Below are 10,223 nucleotides of genomic sequence, written 5' to 3'. Positions count from 1 at the left end.
CCCCTGCAACTGTGCAGTTTGCGTAGTTGCCGGCGTGGTTGTTGTCGCAACGGGAATGCGGTGCTTGCCTGGAGTCATGTTCACCGAGGCCCAGCTCTACTCGCCGGTGACGCGCGAGCGTGACGGCGATGTGACGGTACATCTGAGCGATGACCACCCCGGCGTGCACGACGAGCACTACCGCGCGCGCCGCAACGCCATCGCCGCGCTCGCACTCGACTACTCCCCCGGCGCCCCCGTACCCCACATCGACTACACCGATGACGAGCAGCGGGTATGGCGGATCGCCTCGGCCGAGCTGGCCCGCAAACACGAGGTCTACGCCTGCCGTGAGGTCAGGGAGGCAGCCGACAACCTCGCCCTCCCGCACGATCACATCCCGCAACTCGACGAGGTATCGCGGCTGCTCACCCCCCTCACCGGCTTCCGGTACGCGCCGGCCGCCGGCCTCGTTCCGCTGCGCGAGTTCTTCGGCTCCTTCGCCGAACGCACCTTCCACTCCACCCAGTACATCCGCCACCATTCCGCCCCGCTGTACACCCCGGAGCCCGACGCGATCCACGAGATCATCGGCCACGCCAATCAGATCGCCAGCCCACGTTTCGCCGCGCTGTACGAGACGGTCGGCGCCGCGGTGGCACGGCTGGAGACCGACCGCGCGCTGAAGTTCCTCGCCGATGTCTTCTGGTTCTCGCTCGAGTTCGGTGTGGTCAGGGAGAACGACGAAATCCGTTGCTACGGCGCCGGTCTGCTGTCCTCCTATGGTGAGATCGACGAATTCCGGCACGCCCTGCTCCGTCCGCTCGATGTCGCGGAGATGGGCACCATCGCCTACGACATCACCCATTACCAGCCGGTGCTGTTCTGTGCGGATTCGGTGGACCAGATCGTCGGCGTGCTCGGCGAATTCTTCGCGACCATGGATGACGAAACACCGGCCAGACTCGGTCACCCCACCCGGGCTGTCTCGTAGCTATCTCCGAAAACGTTGCTACAGAACACAGTTCAACATTTTGTGTTTCTCACTTGTTGGGACCCGACACGCGCGACCGATGCGCGACTGTTACCTTCGACCCGTTCTTCGAGCTTTTTGAAAGGGTCGGGTAGACCGAAAATGACTGTGGACGCGACAGATACGCAGGCCGAGCAGAACCCGGAACCGGAAGCGCCCCTGTGGCTGCAGGGCAGGGAAGCCGTGATCGCCGCCGCGGCGCCGGAGGAATGGCGCGGCAACGTTCCCGACTACGAACTGAGCCACGAGGTGATCCCGCGCGAGCGCAGCGTCGAGCACGCGCCGGGCTCGCTCGAGGCGATCGTCGAGGACCTGGTGAAGGTCTTCGAGATGGAGGTCTCGCACAAGGCCGACCCCGCGACGTGGCTGTCGGTGGTGGCCGACCAGTACCGCGGCCGGGTCAACGGCGGGACGTGGCAGGACGCCGAGGAGTTCGCTCGGATCGGCAGCTACAACATCCTGATCGGCGACAACCCGTACTACGACGCCGAGAACGAGACCTTCGACTCCTCGCACCACATCTTCCACACCGCCTTCCCCGGCGGGTTCTTCTGGGAGGTCCAGGAAGTGTTGTCGGGCCCGCCGTCGGTGAGCTTCCGCTGGCGGCACTGGGGCAAGTTCGAGGGCGAGTACAAGGGCCACCAGCCCACCGGTGAGCAGATCGAGATGTTCGGTGTGACCATCGCCCGCGTCAGCGAGGACCTGCGCATCCTCGAGCTGGAGCACTTCTACGACAACAACAAGCTGCTGGGCCCGCTGGCACACGGCTGCCCCGTGCAGCACGGCAAGGCCGACTAGTCAGGTCCGATCGCTGCCGTTCGGTGCGTCGTCCGGACCGAACGGCAGCCCGGCCTGTAGGAACCGCAGGGCGTGACCGACATTCTCGGCATTGACCGGCGTGGTGGTCACGATGGCGAGCATGGTGCCGATCATGGCGCCCGCGGCCACCCGCACCTCGAAATCGTCGGCAGCCCGGCCTGTGTATTCGGCCATCAGGTGCGCCGCCAATGCGATGCTGCGCTGGAATTCCAGGCCGATCGCCGGGCGCAGCTCTGGGACGTGGTACAGCAGTGCGTGCCGTTCCTGCTCGAAGGCCATGTCGGCGGCCGACATGGCCGAGAACACTGCCTCCGTGGCGTTACGGAAGGCGGTCAGCGGGTGCAGGCCGCGCGGTTGCGCCTCCAGCGCTTCGATCATCAGCGCGTCCTGATCATCGGCGATGACCAGCTGTTCCTTGGTCGGGAAGTAGCGGAAGAAGGTGCTCGGGGATACCTCGGCCGCCGCCGCGATCTGCTCCACCGTGGTCTCGGTGTAGCCCTGTTCCCGGAACAGCCGGAACGCCTCGACCCTGATGGTTCGGCGGGTCCGCTCCTTCTTCCGCTCGCGTAGCGACATCTCAACCGACATGTATCGATTCTGCCGCATCCGTCTCGGTAACCGGTGCCGTCGGTCGCCGCAGCCACAGCGCGGTGCCGAGTCCGGCGACCAGACACAGCGCCGCGCACAGCCCGAGCATGGTGTCCATGCCCGTGACGAAGGCCTGCTGTACCTGCGCCAGCATCACCGGATCACCGGTCTCCCGCGCGTGGGCGACGCCCGCGTTGACACCGTCGGAGATCGGCGCACGGTCGAGCGCGCCGAGGTCGGCCCGGTACCAGGTGGACAGCACGGTGCCGAGCACGGCAACGCCGATCGTGCCACCCGCCTGCCGAAGTGCTTGCAGCAGTGCCGAACCCGACCCGGAACCGGCGGCGGTGAGCTCCCCGAGCGCCATGCCCATGGCGGCGGGCATGACCAGACCCATCCCGATGCCGAGCACCGTGGTCCACACCGCGGTCAGACCGTAACCGCTGTCGACCCGAGTGAGCGTGCCGAGCCCGATTCCGCCCGCGAGTACCAGGAACCCGGCGGTGAGCATGACCCGCAGGCCGAGCCGCGGCAGCAACATGTCGACCAACCTGCTGCCGATCACCAGCCCGCCGATCATCGGCAACAGCCGCAACCCGCTACCGAGCGCATCGACCCCGAGGACGGCCTGGAAGTACTGCGGGACGGTGAAGAACATCCCGAACATGGCGAAACTGACGAGGATGGACAGCGCTGTACCCCAACGGAATCCGGGAGTGGCGAACAGCGCGAGGTCGATCAGCGGGTGCGCGGTGCGACGCTGCCACCACAGGAACACGGCGAGCAGCGCGGCGCCCGCCACCACAACGAGCCACGCCGCGATGTCGCCCCAGCCCCGTTCGCCGATCCGGATGAAACCGTAGGTCAGCCCGAGCATGCCCGCCGCCGACAGCAGCGCACCCACGATGTCGATGCGAAAGCTGCTGTCGCCGTGTGATTCCGGCACCAGGGTCGCCACCGCGAGCGCCCCGATGATCACCAGCGGCACATTGATGAGGAACACCGAACCCCACCAGTAGTGCTGCAGCAGCCAGCCGCCGACGATCGGACCGAGCGGCAGACCGATCGCGGTCGAGGTGACCCAGATCGTCACCGCGCGTTGCCGTTGCGCCGGTTCGCTGAACAGCACCGGCAGCACGGCCATCGACAGCGGCATCATCGCGGCGGCGGCGACGCCGAGCGCCACTCTGGCCGCGATGAGCTGGCCCGCCGAATCGGCGAACGCGCAGGCCAGCGAGGCCACACCGAACAGCACCAGCGCTGCCAGCAGGACCTTCTTGCGCCCGTACCGGTCGCCGAGCGCGCCCGCGGGCAACATCAGCGCGGCCAGAGCCAGCGTGTAAGCGCTGCTGAACCACTGCAGCGCAGCGGTATTCGCATCCAGGTCCACCGCGAGCGTCGGGATGGCCACCGTGAGCACGGTGACGTCGAGTCCGATGGTGAGCATCGCCACGGCAAGCGCGCCGAGCGCGAGCCAGCGGCGGGTGTCTTCCGTCCGCATATCTCCTCCAAATTGAGAGCTACTACTTTTTGATAGTAACTCTCATTTGCTAGTTCATGTCAATACCCTCGCCGAGTCCAAGCCTGTCAGCTCGTGGACCGGCGAACGCGCCACAGCAGCGACTACTAGGCTGCGAGGCGATGAGGATTCGTGAAGTCGGCCTGCGCGCCGCATGCCTTCTCGGTGCTGCCGTCACCGTCACCGCACTCGCAGGCGCTCCCGCCTTCGCCGTTCCCGCCACCGATGGCGGCTCGAGTACCACCACCACACCCCCGTTCACCACGCCGAACACCGACGACTGCCCACAGAAGACGCAGCCGCCCGCACCGATCGACACCTCGGAGGTGCCTGCGCCCGGCGAGCCGACACCGACCCAGCTCCCCGTCCCCTCCCCCGCCGTCGGTGGTCAGCGGATGGGCGATTGCGGCGTGATCGTGCCCGACGGCGTACCCCCGGTGCCCGCCGAGATCTCGGCGACCGCGTGGATGGTCTCCGACCTAGACACCGGTCGCGTACTCGCCGCCAAGGATCCGCACGGCCGCTACCGCCCCGCCAGCACCATCAAGGTCGCCCTGGCCATCGTCGCGCTGCGCAGCCTGGATCTGGACAAGGTCGTGGTCGGCACCCAGGCCGACGCCGATGTCGACGGCACCAGGGTCGGCATCGGCCCCGGTGGCCGCTACACCAACCGCCAGCTCATGCAGGCCCTGATCATGTGCTCGGGCAACGACGCCGCCCACGCCATCGCCACCCAGCTCGGCGGCGACAAGGCCGCCGTGGCGAAGATGAACGAGGTGGCGAAGTCGTTGCGCGCGTTGGACACTCGCGCGGCGACGCCGTCCGGCCTCGACGGGCCCGGCATGAGTACCTCGGCCTACGACCTGTCGGTGCTGTTCCGCGAGGCGATGAACATCCCCCTGTTCGCCGAACTGATCCACACCGAGCAGGTCGACTTCCCCGGGTTCCCCGCCGACCCCAAGATTCCCGACGACAAGGACCACCCCGGCTTCCCGATCGCCAACGACAACCAGTTGCTCTACAACTACGCGGGCGCGATCGGCGGCAAGACCGGTTTCACCGACGACGCCCGTCAGACCTTTGTCGCCGCCGCCGAACGCGACGGGCACCGCCTGGTCGTCACCCTGCTCAAGGCCGACGTGCGCCCGATCCGGCCCTGGGAGCAGGCCGCACGACTGCTGGACTACGGTTTCGCCCTCGACACCCAAGCCCGGATCGGCAAGCTACCCGAATCAGGCAGCGAGGCAGTGCAACCCAGCGTTCCCCTGGCGTCGCCCCCGCCGCGCGCCGACGGCACCCGAGCCGACCCGGTCCAACCGGCACATCAGGGCGCCCGCATCGCCACCTTGATCGGCGGGCCCGTGCTGGTGCTCGTACTGCTGCTCTGGGCGCGCAGGGCCTTCCGACGCAGGCGCTGACACCGACGGCCGAGAGCTACCGCCGCTTGCCCACCAGCATCAGGGCCAGTGCCGCCACTGCCCCCGCCCCGAAGTAGGCGGCGCCGCTCCCGGTCGACATCCCGTGCTCGACCACCCGCGGCCGGATGACCACCGCGTCCGGCGGCGCGACCGTCGCGGCACGTTCGTTGTCCGACGACGTCGCCGCCCACGCCGTCGCGAACAGCAAGATCCGATAGGACATGTAGCTGAAGACCATCAGGCCGATGATCGACCCGAACGTCGCCCCCACCGGGCTGGACAGCACCGCCCGCAGATAGATCGCGGCGATGATCTTGAAGATCTCGAAGGCCACCGCCGCCAGCACCGCCGCCCGCGCCGCGCTGCGCAACGACACCGGCTCGCGCGGCAGCCGCGCGATCATCCACGCGAACACCGCCCACGACGCGAGCAGTCCGAGCGCGATCGAAACCAGCCGCAGCACCAGACCCGCCCCGGGCAGATGATCCGCCCCCAGCAGCTCGAGCACCCCCTTGCCCACCCCGCTCGCCGAGACCGCCGACAAACCGAGCGACACCACGAAGGCCAGGCCGAGACCGATCAACGCGCCGATATCCGACAGTTTGGCCAGCCACCACGGCTTGTCGGGGCTGTGACTGGCCCACTGCTCGGTGAGCGCGGCCCGCAGGTTGGCGATCCAGCCGAGCCCGGTGTAGAGCCCGACCAGCAAGCCGATGACGCCGACCGTGCCGCGGGAATTGATCGCCTGTTCGATGAGGTCGTTGATCTGAGTGCCGAAGGAACTGGGAATCTTCTCGACGACCTTGTCCTGCAACTCGCTCAGCAGGTCCGGGTGCCCGGCCAGAATGAAACCGGCCACCGAGAACGCCACCATCAGCAGCGGAAACAGCGACAGCACAGTGAAATACGTGATGCCGGCGGCGAAGAAGTCACCGCGCTGGCTCTGAAACCGCCCACCGGCCCTGACCAGATGATCCAGCCAGGGCCTGCGCCCGATCTGCTTCTCGATGGCCGCCGAGATGTTCTCGATCAACTGCATGACACGCGCCCCTTCAGCGAAAACCTCAGGTGCGCAACGGGTCAGCGAGCGAGGAAGCCAACCCGGTCGTACACCTGAGCGAGTGTGTTGCCTGCGATCTCACGCGCCCGCTCGGCGCCCGCGGCCAGAATCCGGTCCAGTTCCGCCTGATCGGACAGGTATTCCTGGACCTTCTTCTGCACGGGCGTCACGAATTCGACCAGCGCGTCGGCCACCTCGGCCTTGAGATCACCGTAGCCCTTACCCTCGAAATTCACCTCGAGGTCGACGATCGGGGTTTCGCGCAGCGAGCTCAGGATCACCAGCAGGTTGCTCACGCCCGCCTTGTTCTCCGGGTCGTAGCGGATCTCGCGCCCGGTGTCGGTGACCGCCGAACGCACCCGCTTGGCGGTGATCTTCGGGTCGTCGAGCAGGTTGATCAGCCCGGCGTCGCTGGAGGCCGACTTGCTCATCTTCGAGGTCGGGTCCTGCAGATCGAAGATCTTCGCTGTGCCCTTGACGATGTGCGGTTCCGGCACGACGAAGGTCTTCTTGTAACGAGTATTGAAGCGCTGGGCCAGGTTCCGGGTCAACTCGAGGTGCTGTCGCTGGTCCTCGCCGACCGGCACCTGGTGCGGGCGGTAGAGCAGGATGTCGGCGGCCATCAGCACCGGGTAGGTGAACAGGCCGACGGTCGCGTTCTCGGCGCCCTGCTTGACCGACTTGTCCTTGAACTGGGTCATCCGGCCCGCTTCACCGAAACCGGTGATACAGCTCAGCACCCAGGACAGCTCGGCGTGCTCGGGCACCTGACTCTGCACGAACAGTGTGGACTTGGCGGGGTCGATGCCGAGCGCGAGCAGCTGGGCGGCGGCGGACTTGGTGCGCGCCCGCAGCGCCTTGGGATCCTGGCTGACGGTGATCGCGTGCATATCCGGAATGAAGTACAGCGCGTCGTACTCGTCCTGCATCGTCACCCAGTACTGCAGCGCACCCAGGTAGTTGCCGAGGTGGAAGGAGTCGCTGGTGGGCTGGATGCCCGACAGCACCCGCTGCTTACGTTCGGCCGTCTCGGCCGGGGCAGGACTGGACATACCCCGAATCTTTCCATGCCGCTCAAGCGGAATTTCGCTGCACCCAGTTGCGTGGATCGACACCGGGCATGCTCGGGTGGCCCGTCTTGACCATGCGCGGTTCGCGACGGGCGAGCAGCTGATAGGACGGGGCGCTCGGCCCGGCGAGCGTGCCCGCCAGTACCCGGGGCGCCAGCGGCGGGACGACATGAGCGGTGCGGATGCTGCGGCACAGCGCGCGGTGCGCCAGTTCGTCGGAGATCCCCCAGTCGATGCCGTACATCTGCCGGATCCTCGGCGGAAGACTGCCCTGGACCAGCAGATACAGCGCGGTCCCGACCTGTTCGGCCGGTGGGCGCAGCCGGTACGCCTTGCGGTGGCCCGCGAGATAGGAGCCGACCAGTTCGGCCTCGTCGGTGAGGAACAGTTCGGTCGAGTTCAGATAGCTGTCGAAGTAGCGACGGAAGGCCGGGTAGTCGGCGGGTGCGGCGTCGCGCGGCATGCCGAACAGTTCACCCCAGCGGACATAGTCCTGGTAGAGGTCTTCGCGCTCGGTGGCCGTGAGTTCGCGGACGAGGCGGTCGTACATCACCTCGGCCGAATCGAAGGTGAAGGCCATGGTCATGAACATCAGGTGCGGATCGTGGGCCGCGTAGGCGGTGCCTGCCGGATGGTGGGCGCCCGCGTCTTCGGGCAGGGTGCCGACCACCGCGTCGTGCTTGCGCCGGGTGAAGGCCAGCGCGCGATCGGCCTCGGCCAAGCTGCCGAGGAACACCGCTTCGAACAGGGCGCCGGTGATGGCCAAGCGGGTGTACGGGGTTTCCCGATGCGCGGTGTGTTCACTGGTGCCGACGAACAGCAGCGGATGCACCGCGCCGATCACCAGCGCTCGCACGCCGTAGGTGAGACCGACCGCACGCTTGCTCATCACCCGCCGGATCATCGAATCGTCGGCGAAATATCCGGGTTCGCCCTGCCGTGTGGCCATGTTGCGCCTCCTCGTCGAGTGCATCTGGCAATAGAATCCCCCAGAATTGATATTCTGGCAAGAGTCTCTACCAAAACACCGCGAGAGGACGGCAGCACGCACAATGGACGCTGTGGCAGCACAACGGACATACGGTGGCGTTTCGGCGCAGGAGCGGCAATCCCAGCGGCGGACCGCGCTGCTGGACGCGGCGCTCGACCTGGTCGCCGCCGATGCCAAACTCACCGTCGCCGGCCTCTGTGCGCGCGCGGGCCTGAACGAGCGGTACTACTACGAGAGTTTCGACAAGCGCGACGACGTCCTGGAAGCCCTGCTCGACCGCATCGCCGACGAACTCACCGCGGCGATCGCCACCGCGCTGGCCACCGCGCCCGCCGACAGCCGCGTTCAGGCCCATGCCGCGATCGACGCGGGCATCTCGGTGCTCACCGACGACCCGCGCAAGGCCAGGGCCGCGCTGATCGCCGGAATGGCCACCCCGGAGCTTCGCGCCCGTACCGCCAGGACGGTGCGGGCGTTCGCCCGGCTGGTCGCCGCCGAGGGCACCGGCTTCTACGGCGGCGACGTCCCACAGAACCTGGTCGACTTCCGGGCGATCTACCTGGTCGGCGGCCTGACCCAGACCCTCACGACCTGGCTCGCGGGCGACCTCGATCTCACCCGCGAGGAACTGATCGACCAGATCACCGACGTTTTCGTCCTGCTCGGCGACGACCTCGCCGGTCGCTACCGCTGAACGATCCCGCTACAGCGGGAAGCACGCGCCGGTGCACGGCGCCGACGACCCGTTGCCCAGCCAGCCGATCAGGCGCCAGAACTGGATGTCCACGTTTTGCACCGAGCCGGTACCGGAACCGCTGTCCGCGATCTGCGCACCGTTCGCAGGCTGGGACGGAAGGGGCACGCACACATCGAGCATGACGCCGTCGCATTCCGCGGCGGAACCGCTCGACAGCGCGCGCAGCAGGTTGCCGACCAGGTCGCTCGATCCCGGGGACGCCTCGGCGACCAGCTGAATCTTCGCCGGCGCAGTGTCGGCGCCCGCCACGGCATCAGCTGTCACCGGACCGGTGGCCGCCGCGATGATCGCGCCGAAAATACTCGCGCTCACCAGTATTCGCTTCATCAGGTTCTCCTCGCCGGCAGCCTCGGGTGGCCGCACGGCGAAGACAGTAAGCGGACTGATCAGACTGCGACAGACACCAATAGCAGTGGCATCGAAACCCGGGCACCGGTGTGCCGATCCAGCGGACAGTCGTCCACCGTGGACACGGATTCGCGTCAGTCGGTCAGTCCGACCGCGCCGAAGGTGTCCGCGTCGCCTTGCAGAACCACGCGGAACACGACATCGCGGCGCGCCCAATAGGCGGCGCAGTCGCGCATGGTGGCGTCGAACCAGGCGCGTTCGGCGGGTTGCTCGCCGAGCAGGTCGTCGGCGGTGCGGATCACCGCGACATAGCCCGGGGCGTCGCCCACGAAATCGTCGAGGTCGCGCAGGCATTCGTCGAAGGCGTCCTTGTTGGCGCCGAAGTAGTACGGGAACTGGAAGGCGGCGGCGAACTCGTCGAACAGCTCTGCCGTGGTGCGCATCTTGGTTCCCCGCAGTTCGCGCACGCGGTAGTCGGCGGGGGCGTCGTAGCGGACGCCGCTGAACTGGTTGGCGTCCACCGGCAGCGCACCGAGCACCGGCGGCGCGGTCGCAGCCGGTGCTTCGGGGATGGGGCGAGCAAGGAACTGCGACAGCGTCATTCGCGGAGTCATCAGCGCATCCTCGTGAAGGTTTCGTAG

At 67.4% G+C, this 10,223-nt stretch carries 11 protein-coding genes; 4 read left to right on the top strand and 7 right to left on the bottom strand.

What is annotated here, in order from left to right; all coding sequences use genetic code 11:
* Window positions 1-76: 76 nt before the first annotated feature.
* Both ACFWF3_RS11485 and ACFWF3_RS11480 read left to right on the top strand, forming a co-directional pair.
* On the top strand, window positions 77-973 hold the full coding sequence (locus tag ACFWF3_RS11485; protein WP_379313581.1) for a phenylalanine 4-monooxygenase: 897 nt from the start codon (window positions 77-79) through the stop codon (window positions 971-973).
* A gap of 141 nt (window positions 974-1,114) precedes the next feature.
* Window positions 1,115-1,810: an ester cyclase gene (locus ACFWF3_RS11480; protein WP_379313580.1), complete on the top strand. Its 696-nt coding sequence runs from the start codon at window positions 1,115-1,117 to the stop codon at window positions 1,808-1,810.
* On the opposite strand, the gene ACFWF3_RS11475 is transcribed toward ACFWF3_RS11480, so the two are convergent.
* On the bottom strand, window positions 1,811-2,419 hold the full coding sequence (locus tag ACFWF3_RS11475; protein ID WP_379313579.1) for a TetR family transcriptional regulator: 609 nt from the start codon (window positions 2,417-2,419) through the stop codon (window positions 1,811-1,813). It abuts the gene before it with no gap.
* The gene (locus ACFWF3_RS11470) at window positions 2,409-3,920 is read right to left on the bottom strand and encodes an MFS transporter (protein ID WP_379313578.1); all 1,512 of its coding nucleotides are present in this window, start codon (window positions 3,918-3,920) and stop codon (window positions 2,409-2,411) included. The genes ACFWF3_RS11475 and ACFWF3_RS11470 overlap by 11 nt, the downstream gene beginning before the upstream one ends.
* A 140-nt stretch (window positions 3,921-4,060) precedes the next feature.
* Here ACFWF3_RS11470 and ACFWF3_RS11465 point away from each other — a divergent pair, with 140 nt between their 5' ends.
* The gene (locus ACFWF3_RS11465) at window positions 4,061-5,356 is read left to right on the top strand and encodes a D-alanyl-D-alanine carboxypeptidase family protein (protein ID WP_379313576.1); all 1,296 of its coding nucleotides are present in this window, start codon (window positions 4,061-4,063) and stop codon (window positions 5,354-5,356) included.
* Window positions 5,357-5,372: 16 nt separating this feature from the next.
* Here ACFWF3_RS11465 and yhjD read toward each other — a convergent pair whose 3' ends face one another.
* Genes yhjD through ACFWF3_RS11450 form a run of 3 tightly spaced genes read right to left on the bottom strand, consistent with a single transcriptional unit; the run spans window position 5,373 to window position 8,435 of the window.
* Window positions 5,373-6,395: an inner membrane protein YhjD gene (gene yhjD / locus ACFWF3_RS11460; protein ID WP_379313575.1), complete on the bottom strand. Its 1,023-nt coding sequence runs from the start codon at window positions 6,393-6,395 to the stop codon at window positions 5,373-5,375.
* A 41-nt stretch (window positions 6,396-6,436) separates the two neighbouring features.
* Entirely contained in the window at window positions 6,437-7,468 is a 1,032-nt protein-coding gene (trpS, locus tag ACFWF3_RS11455; RefSeq protein WP_379313574.1) for a tryptophan--tRNA ligase, read from the bottom strand.
* 22 nt (window positions 7,469-7,490) lie between these two features.
* The gene (locus ACFWF3_RS11450; RefSeq protein ID WP_379313573.1) at window positions 7,491-8,435 is read right to left on the bottom strand and encodes an oxygenase MpaB family protein; all 945 of its coding nucleotides are present in this window, start codon (window positions 8,433-8,435) and stop codon (window positions 7,491-7,493) included.
* Between the two features lie 103 nt (window positions 8,436-8,538).
* On the opposite strand from ACFWF3_RS11450, the gene ACFWF3_RS11445 reads away from it, so the two are divergent.
* A complete protein-coding gene (locus tag ACFWF3_RS11445; protein WP_379220430.1) occupies window positions 8,539-9,171 on the top strand; it encodes a TetR/AcrR family transcriptional regulator in 633 nt (210 codons plus the stop codon).
* 9 nt (window positions 9,172-9,180) lie between these two features.
* Here ACFWF3_RS11445 and ACFWF3_RS11440 read toward each other — a convergent pair whose 3' ends face one another.
* Window positions 9,181-9,561: a hypothetical protein gene (locus tag ACFWF3_RS11440; RefSeq protein WP_379313572.1), complete on the bottom strand. Its 381-nt coding sequence runs from the start codon at window positions 9,559-9,561 to the stop codon at window positions 9,181-9,183.
* Between the two features lie 155 nt (window positions 9,562-9,716).
* Entirely contained in the window at window positions 9,717-10,196 is a 480-nt protein-coding gene (locus tag ACFWF3_RS11435) for a barstar family protein (RefSeq protein WP_379313571.1), read from the bottom strand.
* Between the last annotated feature and the right edge of the window lie 27 nt (window positions 10,197-10,223).

Origin of the sequence: Nocardia sp. NPDC060220 (assembly GCF_042727815.1) — a bacterium.
Classification (GTDB): Bacteria; Actinomycetota; Actinomycetes; order Mycobacteriales; family Mycobacteriaceae; genus Nocardia.
This window is presented reverse-complemented; position numbering and strand designations above follow the sequence as displayed.

What these genes read in the sequence shown, in the direction of transcription:
- ACFWF3_RS11485 (WP_379313581.1), top strand. Translation starts at nt 77, where the DNA reads ATGTTCACCGAGGCCCAGCTCTACTCGCCGGTGACGCGCGAGCGTGAC.
- ACFWF3_RS11480 (WP_379313580.1), top strand. Translation starts at nt 1,115, where the DNA reads ATGACTGTGGACGCGACAGATACGCAGGCCGAGCAGAACCCGGAACCG.
- ACFWF3_RS11475 (WP_379313579.1), bottom strand. Translation starts at nt 2,419, where the DNA reads ATGTCGGTTGAGATGTCGCTACGCGAGCGGAAGAAGGAGCGGACCCGC.
- ACFWF3_RS11470 (WP_379313578.1), bottom strand. Translation starts at nt 3,920, where the DNA reads ATGCGGACGGAAGACACCCGCCGCTGGCTCGCGCTCGGCGCGCTTGCC.
- ACFWF3_RS11465 (WP_379313576.1), top strand. Translation starts at nt 4,061, where the DNA reads ATGAGGATTCGTGAAGTCGGCCTGCGCGCCGCATGCCTTCTCGGTGCT.
- yhjD (WP_379313575.1), bottom strand. Translation starts at nt 6,395, where the DNA reads ATGCAGTTGATCGAGAACATCTCGGCGGCCATCGAGAAGCAGATCGGG.
- trpS (WP_379313574.1), bottom strand. Translation starts at nt 7,468, where the DNA reads ATGTCCAGTCCTGCCCCGGCCGAGACGGCCGAACGTAAGCAGCGGGTG.
- ACFWF3_RS11450 (WP_379313573.1), bottom strand. Translation starts at nt 8,435, where the DNA reads ATGGCCACACGGCAGGGCGAACCCGGATATTTCGCCGACGATTCGATG.
- ACFWF3_RS11445 (WP_379220430.1), top strand. Translation starts at nt 8,539, where the DNA reads ATGGACGCTGTGGCAGCACAACGGACATACGGTGGCGTTTCGGCGCAG.
- ACFWF3_RS11440 (WP_379313572.1), bottom strand. Translation starts at nt 9,561, where the DNA reads ATGAAGCGAATACTGGTGAGCGCGAGTATTTTCGGCGCGATCATCGCG.
- ACFWF3_RS11435 (WP_379313571.1), bottom strand. Translation starts at nt 10,196, where the DNA reads ATGACTCCGCGAATGACGCTGTCGCAGTTCCTTGCTCGCCCCATCCCC.